Origin of the sequence: Nocardiopsis suaedae (assembly GCF_027706745.1) — a bacterium.
Taxonomy (GTDB): Bacteria; Actinomycetota; Actinomycetes; order Streptosporangiales; family Streptosporangiaceae; genus Nocardiopsis_A; species Nocardiopsis_A suaedae.
This window is the reverse complement of the sequence record NZ_JAQFWP010000035.1, coordinates 1-25,626: the sequence shown is the minus strand read 5'-3', so window position 1 is coordinate 25,626 and position 25,626 is coordinate 1. Positions and strand designations below refer to the sequence as shown.

23 protein-coding genes are annotated in these 25,626 nt (G+C 74.2%); 11 read left to right on the top strand and 12 right to left on the bottom strand.

Annotation, left to right across the window (positions count from 1 at the left end; translation table 11 throughout):
* Positions 1-9: 9 nt before the first annotated feature.
* The gene (locus O4U47_RS18225) at positions 10-3,405 is read right to left on the bottom strand and encodes an NB-ARC domain-containing protein (protein WP_270679095.1); all 3,396 of its coding nucleotides are present in this window, start codon (positions 3,403-3,405) and stop codon (positions 10-12) included.
* A 336-nt stretch (positions 3,406-3,741) separates the two neighbouring features.
* On the opposite strand from O4U47_RS18225, the gene O4U47_RS18220 reads away from it, so the two are divergent.
* The 3 genes from O4U47_RS18220 to O4U47_RS18210 all read left to right on the top strand — a co-directional run bounded on the left by O4U47_RS18220 (position 3,742) and on the right by O4U47_RS18210 (position 7,803).
* Entirely contained in the window at positions 3,742-5,097 is a 1,356-nt protein-coding gene (locus O4U47_RS18220; RefSeq protein WP_270679094.1) for a YjiH family protein, read from the top strand.
* A gap of 11 nt (positions 5,098-5,108) precedes the next feature.
* Positions 5,109-5,570: a GNAT family N-acetyltransferase gene (locus tag O4U47_RS18215; RefSeq protein WP_270679093.1), complete on the top strand. Its 462-nt coding sequence runs from the start codon at positions 5,109-5,111 to the stop codon at positions 5,568-5,570.
* Positions 5,571-5,670: 100 nt separating this feature from the next.
* Positions 5,671-7,803, top strand: a complete 2,133-nt coding sequence (locus O4U47_RS18210; RefSeq protein ID WP_270679092.1) for a 3'-5' exonuclease — start codon at positions 5,671-5,673, stop codon at positions 7,801-7,803.
* 89 nt (positions 7,804-7,892) lie between these two features.
* On the opposite strand, the gene O4U47_RS18205 is transcribed toward O4U47_RS18210, so the two are convergent.
* Positions 7,893-8,849, bottom strand: coding sequence for a type IV toxin-antitoxin system AbiEi family antitoxin domain-containing protein (locus O4U47_RS18205; protein WP_270679091.1), 957 nt, complete (start codon positions 8,847-8,849; stop codon positions 7,893-7,895).
* A 107-nt stretch (positions 8,850-8,956) separates the two neighbouring features.
* Here O4U47_RS18205 and O4U47_RS18200 point away from each other — a divergent pair, with 107 nt between their 5' ends.
* On the top strand, positions 8,957-9,823 hold the full coding sequence (locus O4U47_RS18200; protein WP_270679090.1) for an EI24 domain-containing protein: 867 nt from the start codon (positions 8,957-8,959) through the stop codon (positions 9,821-9,823).
* Here O4U47_RS18200 and O4U47_RS18195 read toward each other — a convergent pair.
* The 4 genes from O4U47_RS18195 to O4U47_RS18180 all read right to left on the bottom strand — a co-directional run bounded on the left by O4U47_RS18195 (position 9,820) and on the right by O4U47_RS18180 (position 14,180).
* A complete protein-coding gene (locus tag O4U47_RS18195; protein ID WP_270679089.1) occupies positions 9,820-10,959 on the bottom strand; it encodes a D-alanine--D-alanine ligase family protein in 1,140 nt (379 codons plus the stop codon). The two genes, O4U47_RS18200 and O4U47_RS18195, sit on opposite strands and share 4 nt — an antisense overlap.
* A gap of 109 nt (positions 10,960-11,068) precedes the next feature.
* Complete coding sequence (locus O4U47_RS18190; RefSeq protein ID WP_270679088.1) at positions 11,069-12,289, bottom strand: trans-sulfuration enzyme family protein; 1,221 nt, start codon at positions 12,287-12,289, stop codon at positions 11,069-11,071.
* Between the two features lie 11 nt (positions 12,290-12,300).
* Positions 12,301-13,311 carry an NAD(P)H-dependent glycerol-3-phosphate dehydrogenase gene (locus tag O4U47_RS18185; protein ID WP_270679087.1) on the bottom strand — a complete coding sequence of 337 codons (1,011 nt, stop codon included), beginning with the start codon at positions 13,309-13,311 and terminating at the stop codon, positions 12,301-12,303.
* A gap of 53 nt (positions 13,312-13,364) precedes the next feature.
* Positions 13,365-14,180, bottom strand: coding sequence for a lysophospholipid acyltransferase family protein (locus tag O4U47_RS18180; RefSeq protein WP_270679086.1), 816 nt, complete (start codon positions 14,178-14,180; stop codon positions 13,365-13,367).
* A 229-nt stretch (positions 14,181-14,409) separates the two neighbouring features.
* Between O4U47_RS18180 and cofC the strand changes: the two genes are divergently transcribed.
* Positions 14,410-15,033 (top strand): 2-phospho-L-lactate guanylyltransferase, encoded by a 624-nt coding sequence (cofC, locus tag O4U47_RS18175; protein WP_270679085.1) that lies wholly within the window; start codon positions 14,410-14,412, stop codon positions 15,031-15,033.
* An 83-nt stretch (positions 15,034-15,116) separates the two neighbouring features.
* On the opposite strand, the gene O4U47_RS18170 is transcribed toward cofC, so the two are convergent.
* The 4 genes from O4U47_RS18170 to leuC form a co-directional block, all read right to left on the bottom strand.
* Complete coding sequence (locus O4U47_RS18170) at positions 15,117-15,398, bottom strand: HU family DNA-binding protein (RefSeq protein WP_017537129.1); 282 nt, start codon at positions 15,396-15,398, stop codon at positions 15,117-15,119.
* A gap of 79 nt (positions 15,399-15,477) precedes the next feature.
* Positions 15,478-15,696, bottom strand: coding sequence for an SCO5555 family protein (locus O4U47_RS31375; protein ID WP_456299837.1), 219 nt, complete (start codon positions 15,694-15,696; stop codon positions 15,478-15,480).
* A gap of 41 nt (positions 15,697-15,737) precedes the next feature.
* Positions 15,738-16,328, bottom strand: a complete 591-nt coding sequence (gene leuD, locus O4U47_RS18165) for a 3-isopropylmalate dehydratase small subunit (RefSeq protein ID WP_270679084.1) — start codon at positions 16,326-16,328, stop codon at positions 15,738-15,740.
* Between the two features lie 47 nt (positions 16,329-16,375).
* Positions 16,376-17,773: a 3-isopropylmalate dehydratase large subunit gene (gene leuC, locus O4U47_RS18160; protein ID WP_270679083.1), complete on the bottom strand. Its 1,398-nt coding sequence runs from the start codon at positions 17,771-17,773 to the stop codon at positions 16,376-16,378.
* Positions 17,774-17,918: 145 nt separating this feature from the next.
* Here leuC and O4U47_RS18155 point away from each other — a divergent pair, with 145 nt between their 5' ends.
* Positions 17,919-18,602 carry an IclR family transcriptional regulator gene (locus tag O4U47_RS18155; protein ID WP_270679130.1) on the top strand — a complete coding sequence of 228 codons (684 nt, stop codon included), beginning with the start codon at positions 17,919-17,921 and terminating at the stop codon, positions 18,600-18,602.
* A 107-nt stretch (positions 18,603-18,709) separates the two neighbouring features.
* On the top strand, positions 18,710-19,276 hold the full coding sequence (locus tag O4U47_RS18150) for a Uma2 family endonuclease (protein ID WP_270679082.1): 567 nt from the start codon (positions 18,710-18,712) through the stop codon (positions 19,274-19,276).
* Positions 19,277-19,288: 12 nt separating this feature from the next.
* Here O4U47_RS18150 and O4U47_RS18145 read toward each other — a convergent pair whose 3' ends face one another.
* Positions 19,289-20,446 carry a PQQ-dependent sugar dehydrogenase gene (locus tag O4U47_RS18145; protein ID WP_270679081.1) on the bottom strand — a complete coding sequence of 386 codons (1,158 nt, stop codon included), beginning with the start codon at positions 20,444-20,446 and terminating at the stop codon, positions 19,289-19,291.
* A gap of 84 nt (positions 20,447-20,530) precedes the next feature.
* Between O4U47_RS18145 and O4U47_RS18140 the strand changes: the two genes are divergently transcribed.
* The 4 genes from O4U47_RS18140 (at position 20,531) to O4U47_RS18125 (ending at position 24,916) form a co-directional block, all read left to right on the top strand.
* Positions 20,531-22,255, top strand: a complete 1,725-nt coding sequence (locus O4U47_RS18140; RefSeq protein WP_270679080.1) for an SDR family oxidoreductase — start codon at positions 20,531-20,533, stop codon at positions 22,253-22,255.
* Positions 22,256-22,266: 11 nt separating this feature from the next.
* Complete coding sequence (locus O4U47_RS18135; protein ID WP_270679079.1) at positions 22,267-23,151, top strand: metal-dependent hydrolase; 885 nt, start codon at positions 22,267-22,269, stop codon at positions 23,149-23,151.
* A 14-nt stretch (positions 23,152-23,165) separates the two neighbouring features.
* Positions 23,166-24,221, top strand: coding sequence for a PDR/VanB family oxidoreductase (locus O4U47_RS18130; protein ID WP_270679078.1), 1,056 nt, complete (start codon positions 23,166-23,168; stop codon positions 24,219-24,221).
* 83 nt (positions 24,222-24,304) lie between these two features.
* Positions 24,305-24,916, top strand: coding sequence for a TetR/AcrR family transcriptional regulator (locus O4U47_RS18125; RefSeq protein ID WP_270679129.1), 612 nt, complete (start codon positions 24,305-24,307; stop codon positions 24,914-24,916).
* A gap of 10 nt (positions 24,917-24,926) precedes the next feature.
* Here the strand turns inward: O4U47_RS18125 and O4U47_RS18120 are convergent, their stop codons facing one another.
* Complete coding sequence (locus O4U47_RS18120; protein WP_270679077.1) at positions 24,927-25,373, bottom strand: carboxymuconolactone decarboxylase family protein; 447 nt, start codon at positions 25,371-25,373, stop codon at positions 24,927-24,929.
* Positions 25,374-25,626: the final 253 nt, after the last annotated feature.

Sequence of the window (25,626 nt, the reverse complement as noted above, 5' to 3'; positions counted from 1 at the left end):
GGCCCGCACTCAGTGGATCGGCCATCGGCGCGCGACCTCGGGGTAGTGCTCGGCGATCGTGCTGTGGAGCCCGGCGGCCTCGGCGTACAGGTCCTCCCAGCCGTGCTCGGCCGCTTGCACCGCCGCCCGCCCCAGCTCCTCGGAGGCCTGGTCCGCCGTGCGCTCCAACTGCTCGGAGGCCTGGTCGCGCGCTTCCTTGAGGTGGTGGGCGACCGCCCGTTTGAAGGCACCGTCCACCCACATGATGCGGGCGAGCAGGATGCGCGCGGCGACCTCCCCTGAGGAGTTACCCCGCTCCCGGTACAGCCGCATCGCCTCCAGGGCATGCCCCTGGGCGGTCTTCAGCGGCTCGGAGTACCGCGACGGGACCGTGCGCTCCACCGCCTGGCCGGGAGGGGACGCCTTGCGGTAGACGTCCTCGGCGGCGATGTGGTGGGTGCGCGCCTCCCAGCGCTTGTCGCCGGGCTCGCCGGAGCGCTGTCCGGCCTGGCTGAGCGAGGCGAACCCCTCGGCCGCGCTCCGGAACGCCGCGTCGGCCTCGCGGAACCTCTCGGCGGCGACGAGCACCCGCCCCAGGGTCACGCGGGCGCGGTGCACCCCCCACTCGTCGCCCATCCGCTCCATGAGCACGATCGACTCCTGCACCATCTCGCGGCGGCGGCGCGCGGACCAGGCCCGGCGCAACCGCCGGCCCGTGCGCCGCAGCACCTGCGGCTCGGGCCGCTCGCGCACCGCGTGGGCGGCCTCCGCGTCGCCGACCAGGTCGGCGAGTTCGGCGCCGAGGCGGTCGCGGCGGCCGCGGGCGTCCTGCACCGCCCCTCCCAGAGCCGCGGTGGCGCCGGGGCCCCGTACCTTCCGCAGGGCCTCGGCATCGAAGCTGGCCCGCTTGGCGATGCGGTTCAGCTCCCTGAGCCGCGACTCGACCATGCGCCACTGCGCGCGCAGCACGGACTCCTCCAGCCCGCCGAGCGCGCGCAGGCACTGGGCGGCGTACCAGAGCCGCCCCTCGGCGCGGAAGCGCTCGCTCATGTCGGTCAGCTCGTACCAGGCCCGGAGCTGCCGCCCCTCGACCGCGTGGACCTCGGCGAGGAGCACGCGGGCCAGGTCGCTCTGACCGGTGTCGCCCTCCTCGGCGAAGATGTCGCATGCCCAGCGCAGGAGGTCCGAAGCGGGGCCGGTGTGGCCGATGTCGGCGTTGAGCTCGGCGAGGTTGTACAGCGCACGCGCGCGCCACCACCGCTCGCCGTGCCGGGACATCACGGCCTCGGCGCGCTCCAGCTCGTCCTTGGCCCGGTCGAGCTCGCCCCAGCGCTGCAGGCACACTCCGCGTGCGCGGTGCGCCCGCGCCAACCAGCGCTCGTCGACGCCCTGCTGTTCGAAGGCGTAGAGGGCGCGCTCGGCGTAGATGATGCCGGGCCGGTACTGCCCGCGCGCGCCGGACAGTTCCGAGGCGTCCAGCAGGGCCATTCCGAGCGCGTGCAGGTCCCCGTGGCCGTAGGCGAACGCGAGCTGGGCCTCGACCGCCTGGTCCCACTCGCTCCAGTGGGCGCGCAGCACCTGGCACATGACGGCGACGGAACGGGCCAGGCGCCAGCCCAGACCGACGTGGCCCGCGTCGGCGGCCAGCCACAGGCACCCCAGGAGCACCTCGCGCTCCCGGTCCAGCCAGGCCGGAGGACTCTCCGGACCGGCCAGGCCGAGGCCGCCGTCGTCGCCGGGCCCGGGGGCGGGACCGGCGATCGGCGGCTGCGGGAAGCCCGCGTCGACCCGGTGCAGGTCCGCGGCGGCCCGCTCGACCATCCAGGTGTAGGCGGCCACCAGGCGCCGCCCGGCCGCCGCGACCTGTCCGTCGGACCAGGCCGCGAGGGCCTCGTCGGGGTCCACGCCCAGTTCGGCCGGGCCCAGTTTGCGCATGGTGTCGTGCACGAGCTGGTGCTGCCGGTAGCGCTGGACCCCGTCCTCGGCGCTGCCGATGGGCTCGATCAGCGACAGGCCCGCCAGCTCCTTCAGGACCGCGTCGGCGCGGCGGCGGTCGAGGTCCAGCAGCGCGGCGGCGCTGTAGTCGGCGGCCTCCTGCATGCCGGTGGCGGCCATGCGGTGCAGCAGGCGTGCGGCCTGGGTGCCGCAGAGCCGGAAGACCCCCAGGAAGGAGGTGGGGAACCCGGTGGGCCCCAGCAGCGGGGTGACCGAGGAGCTGCGCAGCTTCTCCAGCAGCTCCCGCGTGTCCTCCCCGCTGTGCGAGGCCAGGCGGGTGCCGCACATCTTCAGCGCGAGCGGCAGGCCGTGGCAGTGCGCGGCGATCGAGCGGCGCAGGAGGCGCTCCTCCTCCCGCTCGGCGGGGTCGGCGGGGAGGTCGACCTGGAGGTCGAGCAGTTCGGCGCCCTCGTCGTCGGTCAGCCCTTCCAGGTAGACGCTCTCGAAGTCGAACCCGGCGTCGTGGAAGGGGGCGCGAGCGGTCACGATGACCGCGCTGTCGGGACTGTTCGGCAGGAGCGGCTCGACCTGGCGGGGGTCCTCGGCGTTCTCCAGCACCAGCAGCAGGCGGCGCCCGGCGGTGCGGCTGCGCCAGGCCTCCTCCAGGTGGCGGCGCGGGCCGCGGGGGCTGTCCCCGGAAGCGCCGAGCAGCTCCTCCAGCAGGTCGGCGACGGGGCGGGGGCGCGCGGAGGCCGCCGCCGCGAACTCGGCGGCCAGCGCGGCCTTCCGTTCGGCGTCCGGATCGTCGTCGCCGTCGGGGCCGGCGCCCAGTCCGGGGAGCCGCCGCAGCCGCCGGGGCAGCACACGGATCAGGGTCCAGCCGGGCCCGCCGGGCCCGCTCGGGTCGTCGGCGCCGTTCCCGTCCTCCTCGTCGGGGCTGGTGCCGGTGGTCAGGTCCACCCAGCGGGGGTCGTCGGGGAAGCGCTCGGTCACATAGCGGGCGACGCGGTTGGCGAGCTGGCTCTTGCCGGTGCCCGGGGCGCCGGTGACCACGACCACCAGCGGCGGGCGCTGCCGCCCCCGGCGCCGCCAGGAGCGCAGCCGGTCGGCCAGGCCGCGCTGCCCGGGCCTGGGGAAGCCCCGGAAGAGCCGGAGCATCTGCCGCTGCTGCGCGCCGTACCCGGTGAAGTGGGGTTCGGGGTGGAGCAGGTTCTTGCCGCGGCCCTCGCGCCAGAAGGGGGTCGGGACACGGCCCACGGCACGGCGCCGCACGTCGCGCACGATGAACGGGAGCTGGGCCAGGGCGCCGATGACGACCAGGCCCCAGATCGCCTCGTTGGGCAGCCAGTCGAGGAGGTCGGGCGCGTTCTGCAGGACGGTGGCGGTGATGGAGAGCCCGCCCCAGGCCGTCCAGGCGGCGGCGTAGGCGCCCAGGCGGCGGCGGGAGAGCGCCTCGGCGGGGCGCCGCCGCTGGGGGGTGCGCTCGGTCATCCGCTCCTTCTTCCCGGCCCGGGGGTACCGCCCCGATGGTCTCAGACCGCCCGCCGTTCCCCGGATCCCGCATCCGTCCCGGGGGCCGCCCGCACCCGTGGGGCCACCGATTCGGACGCCCCCTGCGGCGGCCTGGTTCGACCCGCGCCCGAAACCGGCCGGATCCGCACCGGAACCCAACTCCTGTCTGAAATCCGGGACACGGCGGATGTCGTCTTCGCAGGTCACAGGGGATATAGCGGACCGCGCCCGCCGCAGGGGACCCAGAAGGCCGGGGCGGGCGGTGTGACCTGGCGAACAATGGGCCGCGTCCCACCCCGTCGCGGAGGTCTCCCCATGACAGACACCCCCCGGGCCGCGGCCGAGGCCGCGGCGCCTCCCCGCACCGCGGCCCTCCGGTTCGCCGCCGCCACCCTCACCGGGCTGTTCTTCTTCCTCCTGCCGCTGCGCGTCGACGGCGCCTGGACCATCCCCTTCGACCTGCTGGTCAGCGCGATCCGGGACGGCGCGCCCACGGTCGTGGAGTACACGGTGCTGGCCATGGTCGCCCTGTCGGCGGTGCTCACCGCCGCCGCCAAGGCGCAGCGGACACGGGGCCGCACCGGGCCCATCGACCTGTCGCCGTTCGCCACCGGCTGGGCGTTCACGCTCATCCGCATCGCCGGGGCGGTGCTGGCGGTGATGGTGGTGTCCGGGCTCGGCCCGGCCACCGTGCTGGACGAGGGCGTCGGACCGATGATCTTCGGCAGCGTCGTCACCGCGGTGGCGGTGATCGTGCCGATCGGCGCGGTGTTCGTGACGCTGCTGGTCTCCTACGGCGGCCTGGAGTTCATCGGCACGCTCGCCCGGCCGGTGATGCGCCCGCTGTTCAAGGTGCCCGGGCGCGGCGCGCTGGACGCACTGGCGTCGTTCGTGGGCTCCTACTCCATCGGGCTCTACGTCACCAACCGCATGTACCTGGAGGGCCGCTACACCGCCCGGGAGTCGGCCACCATCGCCACCTGCTTCAGCAGCGTCAGCCTGGGCTTCTTCGCCGTGGTCGCCGCCACGCTGGACCTGATGCCCTACTTCCCGCTGATCGTGGGGTCGGTGCTGCTGCTGTCGGTGGTCCTGGCCGTGGTCCTGGTGCGCATCCCGCCGCTGTCGCGCAAGCCCGACACCTACGCGGCCGACCCCCGCCCCGAGCCCGAGCCGGAGGGGGCGCTGCTGCGCACCGCCGTGCGGCGGGCGGTCGAGCGCGCGGGCACCGCACAGGGCGTGGGCCGCGAGTGCGCCACCGGGTTCGCCGAAGGGCTGCGCCTGGCGCTGGTGATCCTGCCGACGATCCTGGCGGTGGGCACGGCCGCGGTGCTGGCCGCCCAGCACACCCCCGTCTTCGACTGGCTCGGGCGGCCGCTGGAGCCGGTGATCGCGCTGCTGGGCATCCCCGACGCCGACATCGTCGCCCCGGCCTCCCTGGTGGGGGTCAGCGAGATGTTCCTGCCGGCATTGTTCGCCACCGGTGCCGCCGTCGAGGCCAAGTTCTTCGTGGCGGTGCTGTCGTTGACCCAGCTGCTGTTCTTCTCGGCGACCATTCCGCTGCTGCTGGAACTGGACGTGCCGATCCGGCTGCGGGACTGCCTGGCGCTGTTCGTTCTGCGGACGGCCATCTCGATCCCGCTCATCGCCCTCATCGTGCACCTCGTGTTCTAGCATCTCCGCCCATGGACATCCGCACCGTCGCCTATGCGCACCCCGACGCCCGTGCGCTCATCGCCGAACTGCAGAAGGAGTACATCGACCGCTACGGAGACGAGGACGAGACCCCCGTCGCCCCGGAGGAGTTCGCCCCGCCCAACGGGGCGTTCGCCGTCGGGTACGACGGCGGGCGCCCGGTCGCCTGCGGGGGATGGCGGGTCCACCGAGGGGCTGCGGAGGTCAAGCGCATGTACGTGCGCGCACAGGACCGCGGGCGCGGCCTGGCCCGCGCCATGCTCGCCCACCTGGAGGCCGACGCCGCGCGCGCCGGGTGGCGTCGGGTCCTGCTGATGACGGGCGACCTGCAGCCCGAGGCCGTCGAGCTGTACCGGTCGAGCGGGTACGCCCCCGCAGAGCCGTGGGGGCCGTACAAGGACGACCCGCTCGCGCACTTCTACGCCAAAGAGGTCGGCCTTCCGGGGACTTGATGGCCGGATCGGGCCACACGGGAGGTTTGTCCCCCCTTTCCGATAGAAACGGGCATGTAAGGCGAGACGCAAGCGGCCCGCGCCGGACCTGAGGAGGCCCATGCCCCAGTTGGCCATCGACGCGACGTGTCTGCCCCAGTACGACAAGCTCGACCGGCCCACACGGGAGCGCCTGCGCGAGGCCACCCGGAAGTTCAGGGAGCTCCCCCTCGAGGCCCTGCTCGCCCACCCCGACCTGCGCATCAGTGCCCTGCCCGAGGGGCAGGACCCGCGGGTGCGCACCTTCCGCATCAGCGACTCCTGGACCGGGGTGATGCTCGCCCCCGAGTCCGGCGAGACGTTCCTGCTCGTCCACCTGCTGCCCCGGGACACCGCCGAGGGCTGGGCGCAGGACCACCGGCACGACGTCAACGGGGTGATGGGCACCCTGGAGCGCCGGGACGCCGCCGCCCTGGAGAAGACCGCCCCCGACGAGCCCGCCGCGGCCCTGTCCGGGGCGGGGCCGGACGGCCCCTTCGACGCCGTCACCGACGGGGACCTGGAGCGGCTCGGCGTCGACCCCGAGATCCGCCGCTTCGCCCGCACCCTCTCCTCCCCCGCCGAGCTGCACGCCTGGCGGCCCGCCCTGCCCCAGGACCAGTTCGAGGTGCTGACCGCGCTGGCCGAGGGCCACCCGGTGCGCCGGGTGCAGGAGGAGGTGGTCGCCCCGCGCCGCCCGCGCGTGGGCGCGGTCTCCACCGACGACTACGACGCCGCCATCCGCAACACCCGCGAGCGGGTCATCGTGGTCGGCGACGACCAGGAGATCGAGGACGTGCTCGCCGGGGAGTTCAACGCCTGGCGCGTCTTCCTCCACCCCAAGCAGCGCGACCTGGCCTACCGCACGCGCTTCGGCGGCCCGGCCAAGGTCACCGGCGGCCCCGGCACCGGCAAGACCGTCGTCGCCCTGCACCGGGTCAAGCACCTGGCCGAGAACCTGCCGCTGGACGGGCGCATCCTGCTCACCAGCTTCACGAACGCGCTCGTGGAGTCGCTCAAGGGCAACCTCGCCCTGCTGCTGGACCCGGCGCTGCTGGACGACGTGGACGTGCTCACCATCGACAAGGTGGCCCTGGACGTGGTGCGCAAGGCCCACCCCGACATCCGGCTGCGCACCGACACCCGGGGCGTGTTCGCCAACATCGCCCGCCAGCACGGCCTGCCCTACCCGCCGGACTTCCTGTACTCGGAGTACCGGCACGTGGTGATGGCCCAGCAGATCACCACCCTCGAGGGCTACCTCGACCCCGACGCGCGGCGGGGGCGCAGCACCGCGCTCGCCGCCGACCAGCGGCGCGCCGTGTGGCACGCCGTCAGCGACGCCCGCGCCCTCATGCGCACGGGGCGCGCCCTGCCCGCCGAGGAGATGCACGCCGAGGCGGCACGGCTGCTGGCCGAGCGGCACGAACCGCCCTACACCAGCGTCGTCGTGGACGAGGCGCAGGACCTGCACCCGATGCAGTGGCGCACGCTGCGGGCCGCCGCGCCGGAAGGCCCGGACGACCTGTTCATCGCCGGGGACAACCGCCAGCGCATCTACGACAACACGGTCTCCTTCAAGCGGCTGGGCATCAACGTGGTGGGCCGCTCCTACCCGCTGCGGGTCAACTACCGCACCACCCGGCAGATCCTCGACTGGGCGGGGGGCATCGTCGGCGGCCGCACCACCGAGGAGCTGGGCGGGTCGGCCCCGGAGCCGGAGGGCGCCGACCGGTGCGTGCTCAGCGGCCCCGCGCCCCGGCTGCACGGCGCCGCCGACGAGCCCGCCGAGCTGGACGCCCTCGCCGAGCAGGTGCGGACCTGGCTGGCGGAGGGCATCGCCCCGGCCGACGTGTGCGTCACGGCCCGCACCAACCGGCAGCGCGACGCCGTCGCCGCCCACCTGCGGGCGCGGTCGCTGCCCGCGGCCGCGTTCAACCCGCGGGAGCAGGCGGTGACGGACGCGGCCGGATCGGTCCGGGTGACCACCATGCACGGGGCGAAGGGCCTGGAGTTCCGCGCCGTCGCGGTCACCGGCGCGACGGCGGCGGCACTGCCGCTGATGGACCACGTGACCCCGGCCGAACAGGACGAGAACCAGCACCGGGCGGACCTGGAGGCGCAGCGGTCACTGCTCTATGTGGCCTGCACGAGGGCGAGGGAGCGGTTGTTCGTCTCCTGGCACGGCCCCCCGAGCCCGTTCCTGCCGATATGAGGCCGGGTTGAGGCGGCCCTGCCTGTAGCGGTGCCGGGCTGTACGCGTGGGTGGAGACCGGGCCGCTCCCCCGCCGTCAGGGACCAGGCTCACGTCCGCTCTCCGGGCGGCTCCCCCACTTCCCTCGCACCTTCGGGGGTGGCCAAGGCCTCGCGGACCATGGCGGCGATCTGGTCGGGGTGGCGCAGATCGCTCCAGGTGAACCGGAGCAGGACCAGCTTCCCCGGTGCGGCGGCCATCCGGTTGTGCCGCTCGCGGTCGGTGAAGAGGGCCTGCGGCAGCGTGTGCGGACCCGCCCCGTCGGCCTCGGCGGCCACGCCGTGGTCCGGCCAGGCCAGATCGGCGCGCCCGGCCAGCTCACCGGTGGCCGTGAACACCGGGTACTGCAGCTCCTGCGGGGCCAGCCCGCGGTCGGTGAGCACCAGCCGCAGCCGGGTCTCGAAGGTGCTCTCCGCCCGCCCGTCGGCCTCGCGCCACCAGGCGCGGCTGCGCCGGGCGCCGGCCCTCCCGGCGTTGGCGTCGGCCAGCTCGGGCAGGTCGCCCGGGTCGACCAGGCCCAGGTTGAGCGCCGAGTCGGCGACGCTGACCGCCGTGTAGCGGTCGGTCAGCAGCACCGTGTCGCGCACGGTGCGCCCCGGGGTGGTCAGCCGCAGTCCGCCGCGGACCGTGGTCTCCCCCGCCGGGACGTCCCAGCCGTGCCGGCGCACCCCCGCGGAGGCGCCCGATCCCCGCCCCGGCGCGCTGACGTGCACGTGCTCGTACCCGGGGCCGGGCATGGGGCCCTGCATCCCCCACAGCCGGGCGGCCGTGGGCCCCACCGCCACCGCGCGGGGGCCCAGCACCAGCTGCACCGCCTTGACCCGGGCGGCCAGCGGCAGCGGCCCCGGCTCCACCCGGTAGACGTTGGGGCGGACCTTGGCCCACCGGCGGGACCGCACCAGGCGGTCGATCGCGCGGTCGGACAGCCCGCAGGAGCGGGCCTGGTCGCGGGAGACCACCCCGTGCTGGGAGGCGGCCAGGGAGGTGACAGCGCCGAACTCGTCCATGCGCCCCATCGGACACCCGGCCGCCCGGCGCCGCCAGACGGTTCCGTCCGCCTGTGGACAGCGGCCGGGGACCGAGCGCGCCCCCGCGGTCGGTAGGCTCACCGACCATGATCACCCCCGTACGCGACGCCTTCTCCGGCGCCGGGCTGCTGCTGCGCGGCGCCGGCATCGTACTGAGCCGCCCCAAGCTGTTCTTCCTGGGCGCCATCCCCCCGCTGTTCACTTCCCTGCTCTTCCTCGGCGCGCTCATCGCGCTGCTGTTCAGCATCGACGACCTGGCCGCCTGGGTCACCCCCTTCGCCGACGCGTGGGCCGAGGGCTGGCGGAACACGGTGCGCATCACCGCCGGGGTGCTGATCGTGGGCGCCGCCGTGCTGGTGATGGTGGTCGGCTTCACCGGCCTGACGCTGGCCCTGGGGGCCCCGCTGTACGACCTGATCGCCGAGGACGTCGAGAAGCGCATGGGAGGCGCCCCCGAGGTGGACGAGTCCCTGGCCGGGTCCATCGCGCGGTCGGTGCGCCAGTCGCTGGTGCTGGTCCTGATCTCGGCGCTGGTATCGCTGCCGCTGCTGATCGCCGGGTTCGTCCCGGTCGTCGGGCAGACGGTGGTCCCGGTGGTCTCCGCGCTGTTCGGCGGGTTCATGCTCGGCATGGAGCTGGTGGGCGCCGCCTTCGACCGGCGGGGGCTGCGGCGCCTGGGCGACCGGCGGCGCGCCCTGTGGTCCCGCAAGGCCCTGTCGCTGGGCTTCGCCGTGCCCGCCTACTTCCTGCTGGCGATCCCGTTCGTGGCGGTGTTCGTCTTCCCCGCCGCCACGGCGGGGGGCACCCTGCTGGCGCGGCGGATCCTGCCCGCGGCTCCCCCGGCCGCCCCTCCGGCGGCACCGCCGCAGAGGTACCCGCAGGGCGGGTACCCGCAAGGCGGCCACCCGCCGCAGCAGTGGCAGCCGCCCTACGGTCCGGGGCAGCCCCGCTAGCGCAGGCCCGCGGAGCGGTTCAGCGCCGAGGTGATCAGACGGTCCACCAGCTGCGCGTAGTCGACGCCGGTGGCCGCCCACATCTGCGGGAACGCCGAGCTGGGGGTGAACCCCGGCATCGTGTTCAGCTCGTTGACGTAGACCTCGCCGTCGTCGCCGTAGAAGAAGTCCACCCGGGCCAGCCCTTCGCAGCCCATGGCCTCGAAGGTGCGCACCGCCAGGGCGCGGATGCGCTCGATGACCTCCTCGGGCAGGTCGGCCGGGATGGTCAGGCTGCTGCTCGACAGGTACTTGGCCTCGAAGTCGTAGAAGTCGAACCCGTCGGCCACGTGGATCTCGGCCGGGAGGGAGGCCTCCGGGGCGCCCCCGTCCGCGCCCTCCAGGACGCCGCACTCCACCTCGCGCCCGGACAGGGCCGCCTCCACGATGACCTTGGGGTCGTGCTCGCGCGCGGCCTCGATCGCGGCCACCACCGCGTCGGTGTCCGAGCCGTCCTTCACCTTGGTGATGCCGACACTGCTGCCCGCGCGCGCGGGCTTGACGAACAGCACCTCGCCCAGCTTGGCGACGTCGTCGAGCACGCGGCGCCGCTCGGTGCGCCACTCGCGGTCGGTCACCGGCACGTACGGCCCGGTGGCGATCCCGTGCCCGGTGAGCATCGCCTTCATGAAGACCTTGTCCATGGAGGCGGCGCTGGCGAACACGCCCGCGCCCACGTAGCGCGCGCCCATCATCTCGAAGAGCCCCTGGATGGTGCCGTCCTCGCCGTAGGGGCCGTGCAGCAGGGGCAGGACCACGTCCACCTCGGCCAGCCGCTCGGGCACCGCGCCGGGCTCCATCACCGCCAGCCCGGTCCCGGCGTCGAACGGCAGCGCCAGCGCCTTGCCGCCGCCCGCGCCCTCCACGGTGGGCAGCTCCCCGCCCTCTATGGCCAGGCGGTCCGGGTCGCCGGAGGCCAGCACCCATTCGCCGGTGCGGGTGATGCCGACGGGCACCACCTCGTACCGGCCCTCATCGATCACCGACAGGACACTGCCCGCGGTGACGCAGCTGATCTCGTGCTCGGAACTGCGACCGCCGAAGACCACGGCGACGCGGACCCTGTCGTTCCCGCCCGTTCTGCGCTGCTCGGCCATGCTGACCTACCCGATCTCGCCTCGTTCCGACCCGGGCGCCGCGGCGGCGCTCCGGTGCTGTCCGATCGGCCCCGTCCCCGGTGACCGCATACCCGCCCCGGCCCGGCTCTCACGCACCGCCGCTGCGGTCGAGCGCCGCGAGGGCGTCGCGGACCAGGTCCTGCGGGTCCTCCAGGCCGATGGAGAAGCGTACCGCGCTCGCCGCGATGCCCGCCCCCTCCAGCTCGGCGTCGCTCATCTGGCGGTGCGAGGTGGAGGCGACGTGCCCGGCCAGGGTGTGCGTGCCGCCCAGCGACGCGGCCACGTCGGCCAGGCCCAGCGCGTCGGCGAAGGCCATGCCCTCCTCGCGGCCGCCGTGCGGGGCGACCGTCACCACGGCGCCGTACCGGCCCTCGTCGAACAGGGCGCGGGCGAGCCCGTGCCCGGGGTGGCCCGGCAGCGACGGGTGGTCCACGTTCGCGACCGCCGGGTGGGCGGCCACGGCTGCGGCGAACTCGGCCGCGGTGGCGCACTGGCGGGCCACCCGCAGCGGCAGCGTCTCCAGGCCCCGGTGGAGCATGTAGGCCTCGTCCGGGGCGAGGCAGGGGCCCAGGTCGACGCGGGCGGCACGCACCCGGGCCATCGGCTCGCCGAACCCGGCGACGGCGCCGCCGGTGGCGTCGCTGTGCCCGCCGATGTACTTGGTGGCCGAGTGCAGGACCAGGTCGGCGCCGTGTTCCAGGGGGCGGCACATCGCCGGGGAGGCGAAGGTGGAGTCCACCACCAGCAGCGCCCCGGCGTCGTGGGCGGCGTCCGCCAGGGCGGGGATGTCGGAGACGAGCATGGCCGGGTTGGACAGCGTCTCGGTGAACACCAGTGCGGTCTCCGGGCGCATCGCCGCGCGCACCTGTTCGGTGTCGCCGATGTCGACGAAGTCGGTCTCCACACCGAAGCGGCGCAGCATCCCGTCCAGGAGCGAGAAGGTGTTCCCGTACAGCGCGCGCGAGGCCACCACGTGCGACCCGGCGGAGGTCAGTGCCAGCAGCACGGTGCTGATGGCCGCCATGCCGGACGCGAACGCCTGGCCGTGCACCTCGCGGCCGGTCCCGGCGCCCTCCATCGCCGCCAAAGCGGTGGCGAAGGCGTCGGAGGTCGGGTTGTCGATGCGCGCATAGGAGTAGCCGCCCCGGACGCCGTCCAGCACGTCGGCGTAGTCCTGGGACGCCTCGAAGGCGTAGGTGGTGCTGCGGTGCACCGGCGGGCGCATAGGGCGCTCGCCCCGGGTGCCTCCGCCGGTGGGCAGCCGGACCGCCCGCGTCGCCTCGCCGTACTCTCCGCCGTGGCCGGCCATGCCGCCCCTCCTCAGACTCCGTACCGTTCCGGCTTGGCCGTGCGGGCCATGAAGGCCTGCAGCGCCTCGGCCGGGGACAGGTCGTGGTGGATCATGCCGACCACGGCCTCGGTGATGGGCATGTCGATCCCGTTGGCGCGGGCCAGCGCCAGGATGGACTCGGAGGACTTGACCCCCTCCGCGGTCTGCTTGGTGTTCTCGATCGCCTGCTCGACCGTGAACCCCTTGCCGAGCTGCTCGCCGAAGGTGCGGTTGCGCGACAGCGGCGAGGAGCACGTGGCGACCAGGTCGCCCATCCCGGCCAGCCCGGCCAGGGTGTGCTCGTCGGCCCCGAGCGCCACGGCCAGCCGCACGGTCTCGGCCAGGCCGCGGGTGATCAGCGCCGCCTTGGCGTTGTCGCCGAAGCCCATGCCCACGGCCACCCCCACGGCCAGGGCGATGACGTTCTTGACCGCGCCGCCCAGCTCCGCGCCGACCAGGTCGGTGGCGCTGTAAGGGCGGAAGTAGGCGGACTTGCACAGGTGCTGGAAGCGCACCGCGGTGGGCTCGTGCGGGCAGGCGACCACGGCGGTGGCCGGCTGCCGCTCGGCGATCTCCCGGGCCAGGTTGGGGCCGGTCACCGCGGCCACACGCTCGGGCGGCAGGTCCAGCTCCTGGGCGATCACCTCGCTGGCGCGCAGCGAGGTGCCCAGCTCCACGCCCTTGATGAGGCTGACGACCACGGTGCCGGGCGCGATGTGCGGGGCCCAGGCGCGCAGGTTGGCGCGCAGGGACTGGGAGGGCACCGCGACGACGGCGAACTCGGCGCCCGCGAGCGCCTTGGCCGGGTCGGCGGTGGCCGCCAGGGCCGGGTTGAGCGCGATCCCCGGCAGGTAGTCGGGGTTCTCGTGGCGGGTGGAGATCGCCTCGGCCAGTTCGGCGCGGCGGCCGCAGACCTCGACGTCGGCGGCGCCGGCGTCGGCCACCACGTTGGCGAAGGCGGTCCCCCAGGAACCGCCGCCCATGACCGCGACCTTCGTCATGCGGCCCCTTTCCGGTCCTACTCGTGCTGTCGGTGCGCTCGTTCCCGGTGCGCTCAGGGGCGCTCGGCCCCGTTCTCCGCCCCGTCGCCGGGCGCGTCCCCGGTTCCGTCCCCGGGCGCGCCCTCGTCGGCGGAGCGCTCCTCCACGGCCTCGCGCCGCGCCTGCTTGGGGTCGAAGGGCACGGCGGGGGGCTCCTCGCCGCGGATGCCCGCCTGCAGGTCGGTGATGGCGCGCATGATGTCGGCGGTGGCCTCCTTCAGGAGGGTCGACGTCAGCGGCTTGTCGCGGTAGGCCGACAGGTCCACCGGCGGCCCGGCCGCCATCTCGACCTTCTTGCGCGGGAAGGGGCGCAGCTTCGACGTGCCGTAGGGCAGCAGGTGCTGCTCGCCCCAGTGCGCCAGCGGGACCACCGGGACGCCGGTGGTCAGGGCCAGCCGCGCCACGCCCGTCTTGGCCGCCATGGGCCACAGCTCCGGGTCCCGGGTGCAGGTGCCCTCCGGGTAGAAGATCACCGAGCTGCCGTCGCGGACCAGGGCCTTCTCGGCCTCCTGCAGCGCCTTGACGGCGTCGGTGCTGCCCCGCTTGACGGGGATCTGCCCGGTGCTGCGGGCGACCGACCGCACCACGGGGATGCGCATGACGGCCTCCTTCATCGTGAAGGTGGGCCACCGGCGCGCCCCCACGTACAGGAAGTGCGCGATGGTGAGAGGGTCGGACAACGACAGGTGGTTGGCGGCGATGATCACTCCGCCCTCGCGGGGGACGTTCTCCTGCCCGCTCCACCGGGGCCGGGTCACCGCTCGCAGGATCGGGCGCACGATGGAGGCCACCACGACCTTCACCCACCGCGACTCGCGTTGCTGGGCCACTGCTTCCTCCGGATTCGCCCCTGGTCATCGGCGCACTCCGCACAGCCCCAGGGGGTGGGACGGTCCGTGCGCGGTCGACCCAGTCTAGGAGCCCCGGCGGTCGTCCCATGTCACGGGCGCGCTGTACGCGCCCGCACCCCGTCCTGTTTACCCTTTTTCCGGGTCTGTTTCAGTGTCCGCCCGGGTTGCCCCGTTCGGGGTCCCGCAGAACCGAGGGGGAAGTGCGCCGGTGACATGGTCGGTGCTGGTCCCGGTGAAGCCCCTGGAGAGCGCGAAGACGCGGCTCGCGGGTCCGGACGCCGCGCGCGCGGAGCTGGCGCTGGCGTTCGCCTGTGACACCGTGATGGCCGCGGCCGCCTGTCCGCGCGTCGGCCTCGTCTTCGCGGTGACCGACGACCCGCGCGCGCACGAGGCCCTGGCGGCGCTGGGCGCGCACATCGTCGACGGAGAGCCCGGGGGCGGGCTCAACCCGGCGCTGGCGCACGGGGCGGACCAGGCGCGCGCGCTGCGCCCCGACGAGGGGGTGTGCGCGGTCTCCGCGGACCTGCCCGCCCTGCGCTCCGACGAGCTGGACCGGGTGCTCGCCGACGCGGGGCTGCACGCGCGCTCGTTCACCGCCGACGCCCTGGGGGTGGGCACCACGCTCTACGCCGCCGCGCCGGGGGCGGCGTTCCTCCCCGCGTTCGAGGGGCGCTCCCGCATGCGGCACCGCTCGCTGGGCACGGTCGAGATCCTCCGGACCGATGTACCGGGGCTGCGCCGGGACGTCGACACGCGCGCGGACCTGGCTCTGGCGCGCGCTCTGGGGGTCGGGCCGCACACCGCCAAGGCGCTGGGGCGGTTGGGCCTCTAGGGCCCCGTACAAGGCCGTCCCCGCACACACGACGGCGCCGCCCGGCCCGAGTGGGCCGAGCGGCGCCGCCACCGCCCGGGGGGCTACTTCTTCTTGCCGTTGACCAGGTCCTTGAAGTCGGCCCCGGCCCGGAACTTCGGGACGAAGCTGGCGGGGACGTTGATGGTCTCCCCGGTGGCGGGGTTGCGGGCGGTCCGGGCGGCGCGCTCGGCCTTCTCGAACACGCCGAACCCGGTGATGGCCACCTTGTCGCCTTCGGCGACGGTCTTCTGGATGGTCTCCAACACGGCGTTCACGGCCTCGGTTGCGGTTTTCTTGTCCCCCAACCGGTCGGAGATCGCGTCGATCAGGTCACGCTTGTTCATTAGATCCTCCGGTTCCCCCTTGCTCGCACGAAATTAGGGGACCGGAGGGCCCTGGCACAAACACAAACACCGAAAGTTCTCAGCGTGTCGGGGGCTCCTCCACCTGCGCAGAGATCTCCTCCAGCATCCGGTCCAGCCGCTCGGAACCACGCACGGGATCCCTTTTGACCGCTTCTGTGACCGTCAAAAGCCTACGAATAACCGGAATCCGGACACCCTCGGGGAGCGCCTCGGCCCGCCGGTGGGCCTCCCGCAGGCGCCGCGCCAAATCCAGGTAAAATTCCGCGCCGGGCGGCACGTCCGACCCGTCCGGGCCGCCCGGGGCCCCCTCCCCGGGGCCTACTGCGTCACCGGCAGCCACGGCGCCCGCCGCTCCTCGAAGGCGGAGATGTCGTCGGTCTCGCGCAGGGTCAGGGCGATGTCGTCCAGCCCCTCCATCAGCCGCCAGCGGGTGTAGTCGTCCAGCTCGAAGGGGTGCGCCAGGCCGGGGGCGCGCACCTCGCGCTCCACCAGGTCCACGGTGATGTCCGTGGCGGGGTCGGCCTCGACCATCTCCCACAGCCGCTCGATCACCTCCTGCGGCAGCACCACCGTCAGCAGCCCGCCCTTGAGCGAGTTGCCGCGGAAGATGTCGGCGAACCGCGGCGAGAGCACCGCTTTGAAGCCGTAGTCCTGCAGGGCCCACACCGCGTGCTCGCGGGAGGAGCCGGTACCGAAGTCGGGCCCGGCGATCAGCACGTCGGCGCCGGCGAACTCCTCCTTGTTCAGCACGAAGTCCGGGTCGCTCGCGCGCCACGCCGAGAACAGGCCGTCCTCGAAGCCGGTGCGGGAGACCCGCTTGAGGTACACGGCCGGGATGATCTGGTCGGTGTCCACGTTGCTCGCGCGCAGGGGGGCGCCCCTGCCGGTGTGGACGGTGAACTTCTCCATGCTCTGAGCCTTTCGCTTCCGTCGTCGCCGTCGTCGGTGGGGCCCGGCTACAGGTCCGCGGGCGAGGACAGCGTGCCGCGCACCGCGGTGGCCGCGGCCACCAGCGGCGAGACCAGGTGGGTGCGGCCGCCCTTGCCCTGGCGGCCCTCGAAGTTGCGGTTGGAGGTGGAGGCGCTGCGCTCGCCCGGCTTGAGCTGGTCGGGGTTCATGCCCAGGCACATGGAGCACCCGGCCTCGCGCCACTCGGCCCCGGCGGCGGTGAACACCTCGCCCAGCCCCTCGGCGTTGGCCTGCTCCTTGACCCGCATGGAGCCGGGGACCACCATCATCCGCACGCCGTCGGCGACCTTGCGGCCCCGGATGACCTCGGCGGCGGCGCGCAGGTCCTCGATCCGGCCGTTGGTGCACGACCCCAGGAACACCGTGTCCACCGCGATGTCGCGCATCGGCGTGCCCGGCTCCAGGTCCATGTAGGCCAGGGCCTTCTCCGCGGAGGCGCGCGCGCTCGGGTCGTCGAAGTCCGCGGGCGCGGGCACCGCCGCGTCCAGCGCCACGCCCTGCCCGGGGTTGGTGCCCCAGGTGACGAAGGGCGAGATGTCCTCGGCCCGCAGCACCACCTCGTGGTCGAACCCGGCGTCCTCGTCGGTGCGCAGGTCCTCCCAGTGCGCGACGGCGGCGTCCCAGTCCGCGCCCTGCGGGGCGTGCGGGCGGCCCTTGATGTAGTCGAAGGTGGTCGCGTCGGGGGCGATCATGCCCGCGCGCGCTCCGGCCTCGATGGACATGTTGCACACGGTCATCCGGGCCTCCATCGACAGCGACCTGATGGCCTCGCCCCGGTACTCGATGACGTAGCCCTGCCCGCCGCCGGTGCCGATCTCGGCGATGACCGCCAGGATGATGTCCTTGGCGGTCACCCCGGGCCGCAGCTGTCCCTCCACCGTGACCGCCATGGTCTTGAAGGGCGCCATCGGCAGCGTCTGGGTGGCCAGCACGTGCTCGACCTGGCTGGTGCCGATGCCGAAGGCGAGCGCGCCGAAGGCGCCGTGGGTGCTGGTGTGGCTGTCGCCGCAGACGATGGTCATGCCCGGCTGGGTCAGGCCCATCTGCGGTCCCACCACGTGGACGATGCCCTGGTCGATGTCGCCCATGGGGAAGAGCCGCACGCCGAACTCCGAGGCGTTCTTGCGCAGCGTCTCGATCTGGGTGCGCGAGACCTTGTCGGCGATGGGGCCGAACACGTTCTCGGTGGGGACGTTGTGGTCCTCGGTGGCGACGGTGAGGTCGGGGCGGCGCACGCTCCGCCCGGCCAGGCGCAGGCCCTCGAACGCCTGGGGGCTGGTGACCTCGTGGACCAGGTGGAGGTCGATGTAGAGCAGGTCGGGTTCGCCCTCGGCACGCCGGACGACGTGCTCCTCCCAGACCTTCTCGGCCATCGTGCGGGCCATGGCGACGCCTCCTCGCGTCTCGGCGGTGCGCGGACAGCGGCCGACACCCGCCCCGAACGGATTTGCATTCCACATATCGAGACGGCAATATCAAGCCATGGACAACTCTAGCCCATCGAGCGGCGTCGGCGTCCTGGACAAGACGATGTCCGTGCTCGACGCCCTGGAATCGGGGCCGGCGTCGCTGGCCCAGCTCGTCCGGATCACCGGCCTGGCCCGGCCCACCGCCCACCGGCTGGCGGTGGCCCTGGAGCGGCACCGCATGGTGGCCCGCGACAGCCAGGGTCGGTTCGTGCTCGGCCCGCGCCTGGGCGAGCTGTCCATCGCCACCGGGGAGGACCGGCTGCTCGCGGTCTCCACCCCGGTCCTGGCCCAGCTGCGCGACCTGACCGGGGAGAGCGCCCAGCTCTACCGGCGCCAGGGCGACGTGCGGGTGTGCGTGGCCGCCGCCGAGCGGACCAGCGGCCTGCGCGACACGGTGCCGGTCGGCAGCGAGCTGCCGATGAACGCCGGGTCCGCCGCGCAGATCCTGCTGGCCTGGGAAGACGCCGACCGCATCCGCCGGAGCCTGCGCGGGGCGCACTTCACCGCGCAGAGCCTGACCCAGGTGCGCCGCCGCCGCTGGGCCCAGAGCGTGGGCGAGCGCGAGCAGGGCGTGGCGTCGGTGTCGGCCCCCATCCACGGCCCCGGGGGCCGCGTGATCGCGGCGGTCTCGGTGTCGGGCCCCATCGAGCGCCTGACCCGCTCCCCCGGCCGCCTGCACGCCCCGGCCGTGACGGCCGCCTCCGAGAAGATCACCGAGGCCCTGCACCACACCGAGGGGATGTAGGGGGCACCGCCCGGGGCCGGGTGCCTGGGATTCGGCGAAACGCCGGACTAACCTGGAAGGCGCCTGTTAGCGTCACGACCGACGGTTCGACATAGGAGGTCAGGCCGATGGCCGCACCACTTCCTGAGGTGCCGTTCCAAGGCGCGTCGTTCGACCTCCAGGAGGTCGCCGACACCTTCACGCCACCCGACGGCTTCCGGGTGGAGATCATCGAAGGGAATCTGGTCGTGTCGCCTACCCCCCTGGGCCCCCGCCTCAGGATCACGAGTCTCCTCCAGGACGCCTTGAAGGACCTCGCTCCCGGATACCTGGCGGTCCAGCACGCGACGCTCACCATCGGAGCGACCGGGGAGCGCTACATCCCCGATCTCGTCCTCCTCCCGGAGCCGATGCTCGAAGAGAAGCGCTGGAAGTTCCCCTCTCACGTCGCCGCTCTGGCCGTGGAGGTCACCTCTCCCAGCAACGCGGACACCGACAGGGTGAAGAAGCTGCGCGGGTACGCGCTCGGAGAGGCCCCCGCCTACCTGCTCATCGACATCGACGACGGCCGATGGACCCTCTTCGAAGAGCCGCAGGCGGGGGTCTACCGCAAGCAGACCCGCCCCTCCCCTGAGGGGATCCTCCACCTGCCCGACCCCTTCACCGCGCCCCTCGACTGCAGCGGCATCGCCTGACCGGGGCCCACTTCACTCCCCCAGGGGGATCCGGATGATCCGGTCGTCGTCGGCGGCCGGGTCGCCCCGGCCGTCGCGGTTGCTGGTGGCGATCCACACCGCCCCGCCGCCCGGCTCGGCCGCCACGTCGCGGATGCGGCCGAACTCGCCGGTGAACAGCGCCTCCGGCTCGCCCACCGGGTCCTCCGGATCGCCGGTCAGCGGGAGCCGCCACAGGCGCTCGCCGCGCAGCGCCGCCACCCACAGCGAGCCCGCGGCCACCACCGCCCCGCTCGGGGACGCCTCCGGGGGGCGCCACACCACCAGCGGGTCCACCTGGCCCTCGCCGCCGCCCTCGCCCTCCACGCCGGGCCACCCGTGGTCGCCGCCGGGCCGCACCGCGTTCACCTCGTCCCAGGTGTCCTGGCCGAACTCGGTGGCCAGCAGCACGTTGCCGTGCCAGGCCAGCCCCTGCACGTTGCGGTGGCCGTAGCTGTAGACGAGGTTGTCGAACGGGTTGTCCGGCGCCGGGTCGCCGTCGGTGGTCATCCGCAGGATCTTGCCCGCGGGCGAGTCCGTGTCCTGGGCCAGTCCGCTCTGCCCGGCGTCGCCCGTGCCCGCGTACAGCATGCCGTCCGGCCCGAACTCGATCCGGCCGCCGTTGTGGAACCGCGCCTTGGGGATGCCGTCGGCGATGACCTCCTGCTCACCGAGGCCCTCCCCGGGCGTGTAGGACATGCGCACGATCCGGTTCTCCGTGTCGGCCGTGTAGTAGGCGAACACGTCCCCGCCGTCCCCGCCGTCCCCGTCGGCCCCCGGCTCCACCGCCAGGCCCAGGAGCCCGCCCTCGCCGCCGGGGCCCACCCCTTCGACGGTGCCGACCTCCTCGGACTCGGTGCCGGGGTCGGCGTCGACGCGCAGCACGCGCCCCGAGTCGCGCTCGCTGACCAGGGCCGACCCGTCCGGCAGGAACTCCATCTCCCAGGGCACCTCCAGCCCGGTGGCCAGGGTCTCCGGCTCGCCCGGCGGGACCAGGCGCCCCTGCTCCCCGGTGGCGGACGGGCCGGTGCCCGACGCGCCGCCGGGGCCGTCCGCCTCCTGCGGCTCACCGCCCCCGCCCGCGCAGGCCGGGGCGGCCATGAGGACGAGGAGGGCCGATGCGGCCCGCAGCGCCCGCGGTCGCGCTCGCATGTCCCCATTCCTGCCCAAGGTGCGCGGAACGGAATCGCGCCCCACCCCCTGGCCCCTTATTGACACTTTGTTTAACATGACGCCATGTCTCGCACTGATGTGACCGGCACCACCGCCACGCGCTTCTCCGTCCCCACCGGGGACGGACTCGCGCTCGCGGCGCGCTCCTACGGCGACCCGGCCGCGCCCACCGTGCTGTGCGTCCACGGCTACCCGGACGACTCCTCGGTCTGGGAGGGCGTCGTCGCCGACCTGGCGGCCGACCACCACGTCGTCGTCTACGACGTCCGCGGCGCCGGCGCCTCCCCCGCGCCGCGCGAGCGGTCCGGGTACGCCCTGGACCGCCTCGCCGACGACCTGGCCCGGGTCGCCGCCGCCGCGAGCCCCGACCGCCCCGTACACCTGCTCGCCCACGACTGGGGCTCCCTCGCCGCCTGGCACACCGTCACCGAGGAGCGCCACGCGCGCCTGTTCGCCTCCTACACCTCCGTCTCGGGGCCCTGCCTGGACCACGCGGCGCACTGGCTGCGCTCCCGGCTGCGCCCGAGCCCGCGCGCGCTGGCGGAGGTCGCCGACGAGGCGCTGCGCTCGGCCTATATCGGCTTCTTCCACCTGCCCTGGGCGCCCGAGTTCGCCTGGCTCACCGGGATCGGCGGGGCCGCCATGCGCGCGCTGGAGCGCGTCGGCCCGCCGAAGGGCCGCCCGCCCAGGGAGCGGCGCCTGCTGCGCAACCAGCTGAACGGCCTGGAGCTGTACCGGGTGAACATGCGCGACCGGCTGCTGCGCCCGCAGGAGCGCCGCACCTCCGTTCCCGTGCAGCTGCTCGCCCCCACGCACGAGCTGTTCATGCTCGAAAGCGCCCAGTCCTCCGCCGCCCAGTGGTGCGAGGACTTCCGCTTCCACCGCGTGGCCGGAGGGCATTGGATCCCGCGCTCACGGCCCGGCGTGGTCGCCGGACGGGTGCGCGAACTGGTCGCCGACACCGAGGAGGAGCGGGCACCGGGCCGCGGCCCCCTGGCCGTGGTCACCGGCGCGGGCAGCGGCATCGGCCGCGCCACCGCCCTGGAGCTGGCCGCCCGCGGCACCCGCGTGGTCTGCGCCGACATCGACGGCGGCGCGGCCGAGCGCACCGCTGAACAGGCCGCCCGCACCGGTCCCGGTGCCGCCGCCTACCAGGTCGATGTGGCCGACACCGCCGCCGTCGAGGAGTTCGCCAAACGGGTGCGCGCCGAGCACGGCGTGCCCGACACCGGCAACAACAACGCGGGGATCGGGGTCGGCGGCACGTTCCTGGACACCGCCCCCGACGACTGGCGGCGCGCCATCGACGTCAACCTGTGGGGCGTGGTCAACGGCTGCCGCGCCTTCGCCCCGATGATGATCGAGGAGGGCGTGGGCGGGCGCATCCTCAACACCGCCTCCGCCGCTGCCTACCTGCCCTCGCGCGCCTACCCCGCCTACGCGTCCACCAAGTCGGCCGTACTGATGCTGAGCCGGTGCCTGCGCGGGGAGCTGGCCGAGCACGGCATCCGGGTCACCGCCGTGTGCCCCGGGCTGGTGAACACCAACATCATCTCCACGACGACCTTCAGCGGCGCAGGGTCCGCCTCCTCCACGCGCGACCGCCTGAACCGGCTCTACCGCCGCCGCGGCTTCACCCCCGAGCGCGCCGCCCGGGAGATCGCCGACGCCGTCGACCGCGCCCCCGAAGTCCTCCCCGTCACCTCCGAGGCCCGCGCCGGGCTGGCCCTGTCGCGCCTGGCCCCCGCCGCCCTGCGCGCCGCCGCCCGCCTGTCCCCCCTGTCCTGAGGAAGGCCCCCATGACCTCCGACGCCCCTGAAGACGAGCCCGAGCACATCGTGCTGCACGCGCGCGACGTCGAATTCGACTGGACGCGCATGGACCTTCACTGGATCCCCGGCGACCCGTTCGCCACACACACGATCAACGTGCTGCACCTGCTGCTGCCCGAAGGCGAGCGCTGGTTCGTCAAAGTCTTCAAGGAGGCCCTGCCCTACATCCGCGACGAGCGGCTGCGCGAGGACGTGCTCGGCTTCATCGGGCAGGAGGCCATGCACGCCGAGGCCCACGCCGGGGTCCTCGACCACATGGACGCCCACGGGCTCGACCCCTCCCCCTACGTCTCCCAGATCGCCTGGATGTTCCGGCGGCTGCTGGGCGACCGCGGCCTCACCGGCGCCAAGGCCGAATCGTGGCTGATGACGCGGCTGGCCCTGGTCTCGGGCATCGAGCACATGACCGCCGTGCTGGGGCAGTGGGTGCTCGACGCCGAGGCCCTCGACCGGGCCGGGGCCGACCCCGTGATGCTCGACCTGCTGCGCTGGCACGGCGCCGAGGAGGTCGAGCACCGGGCCGTCGCCTTCGACCTGTTCATGCACGTGGACGGGGACTACCGGCGCCGCGCGCTGGCGATGGTCGTGTCCACGGGCGCGCTGTTCGCCCTGTGGGTGCGCGGCGTGCGGTTCCTGATGGCCGCCGACCCGGTCACCAAGGGGCGCCTCAAACCCCGCTGGCGCGACATCCTCCGTACCGGGCGGCAGGGCACCACCCCCAACCTGTGGCGGCTTGCGCGGTCGGTCCCCGAGTACTTCAAGCCGCGCTTCCACCCCTCGCAGGTCGGCTCGACCGCCAAGGCCGTTGCCTACCTCGCCGTGTCCCCGGCCGCGCGCGCCGCCGAGCACTGAGGGGCGGCCGGTACGTGAAGCACAGCAGCCGAAGATACGCGGACCCGCCCTTCCCCAGGGACCTCGCCGGGCGGGACCGCCCCGACCCCTTCTTCCGGGGCCTGGAACGGCTCCTCAACGGCCTGCAACCGGTCATGGCCCGCCTCGGCGGCGCCAAGTACCCCGACGGCGGCGCGAGCGGCGCCGGACGGGAGCTGCCCATGCGGGTGGCCGCCGTCGACCGTCCCGCCGAGGACGTGGCGGCCCTGCGCCTAGAGCCCGAGGACGGCAGCCCCGTGCGCCCCTGGCAGCCCGGGTGGCATCTGGACCTGGTGCTGTCCTCCGGCGCGGTGCGCCAGTACTCCCTGTGCGGCGACCCGGCCGACCGGGCGGGCTACCGCATCGCCGTGCGGCGCATCCCCGGCGGCAGCGGCTCGGGCGAGGTTCACGCGCTCGAACCAGGGGCGCGGGTGGCGGTGCGCGGCCCCCGCAACGCCTTCCCCTTCGCGCGCGCCGACCGCTACGTATTCATCGCCGGGGGCATCGGCATCACCCCGATCCTGCCGATGGCCAAGGCGGCGGCGCGGCGGGGAGCACCGTTCCGGCTCGTCTACACCGGCCGCAGCCGCGCCGCGCTGCCGTTCCTGGACGAGCTGCCGTCCTCGCCCTCCGGGACCGTGGAGGTGCGCTCCGACGACGCCGACGGGGTGCCGGGCGGCGCGGAGCTGCTGGGCGCCCCCGAGGCCGGGACCGCCGTCTACTGTTGCGGGCCGCCGCCGATGATCGACGCCGTGCGCAGCGCGCTGCCCGACCACCCGTCGCTGCCGTTCTTCTGGGAGCGGTTCTCCCCGCCGCCGGTGCGCGGCGGCGTCCCCTTCGAAGTGGAGCTCGCGCGCAGCGGGCGGGTGCTGACGGTCCCCGCCGACCGCTCCGCTCTGGACGCCGTGCGCGACGCCGTCCCGGACGTCGCCTATTCGTGCCGCCAGGGCTTCTGCGGGACCTGCCGGGTGCCGCTGCTGAGCGGCACGGACGACACCGTCGCGCTGTGCGTGTCCCGGACGGACGGCGGCCGACTCGTCGTCGACCTGTAGCCCCGCCCGGTACGGTCGGGACCATGGTCAGCAGCGAGCGCGCGGGCGGCGGGGGGCGCGGAGCGGGGCGGCGCCCCCGCCGAATGGCCCCCCACCGGCGGCGCGAGGACCTCATCCGCACCGCCCTGGAGCTGTTCGCCCGGCGCCCGCCCGACGAGGTGGCCCCCGAGGACGTGGCCGAGGCGGCGGACGTGTCGCGCGCCCTGGTGTACCGGTACTTCCCGAACATGGCCGAGCTGCGGCAGGCGGCGCTGCGCACCGCCGTGGACGAGCTGGCCCCCCGTCTGGTGCCGCCGCCCGACCTGCCGGTGCTCGAACAGCTGCGCGCCGCGCTGCGGGAGTTCATCGCCTTCGCCGACGCCTACGCCCCGGCCTACACCGCGCTGCTGCGCGGCGGGTCGATGGTGGCCACGGAGAGCACCGAGTCGGTCATCGACGAGGTGCGCGGGCAGGTCCTGGACCTGCTGGTGGAACGGTCGGGGGCGGGCGCCCCCGGGCCGCGGATGCGGCTCGCGCTGCGGTGCTGGATCTCGGCGGTGGAGTCGGCGGTGCTGATCTGGCTGCGCGAGCGCACGATGCCGGCCGAGGAGCTGGCCGACTGGCTGCTCGACCAGCTGCTGGCGATGACCGGCGCCGCGGGCGCCGGGGAGGTGGAGACCCGGGCCCTGGTGGCCCGGATCTCCGAGGGCGCCTGACCGCCTGCGGTCAGGAGCGCCGCCGCGGCGGGTGCAGGTGCGTGGTGATGGCGACCCGGTTGAGCAGGTTCATGTGCGCGGCGGCCAGGATCAGCGCCGCGGTCTCCCGCTCGTCGAAGTGCTCGGCGGCCCCCGCGTAGGCCTCCTCGCTCACCCCGTGCTCACCCAGGCGGGTGACCTGGTCGACCAGCTCCAGCGCCGCCTGTTCGGCGTCGGTGAAGTGGGCGGGGGCCTCCCGCCACGCGGCCAGCAGGAAGAGGCGCTGCCGCGACTCGCCCCGCTCCAGCGCGTCGGCGGTGTGCTTGTCGATGCAGAACGCGCACCCGTTGATGTAGGAGACGCGCAGCTTCACCAGCTCGGCCAGGGTGTCGCCGAGGATCTTCTGCAGTTCGGGGCCGACCTCGAGGATCTTGCCGTAGATCTCGGGGATCTGGTCCCGGACGGTGACGCGCTTCATGGGGCGCCTGCCTTTCGTCGTCGATCGCTGGAGGCGGTTCGTCGACAAGGGGGACACGGCGGCCCGCCGGGCCGTGACGGGAGGGGAGGGTGATCCGCGGCACACACCGTCGCGCGGGGGACACACCGTCACGCGGGGGACGCTGCCGCGCCGGACATGCGAAAAGCCCGGACTCGCGATGAGTCCGGGCTCCTCCTGGTACCCCCGAGCGGATTCGAACCGCCGTTACCGCCTTGAGAGGGCGGCGTCCTAG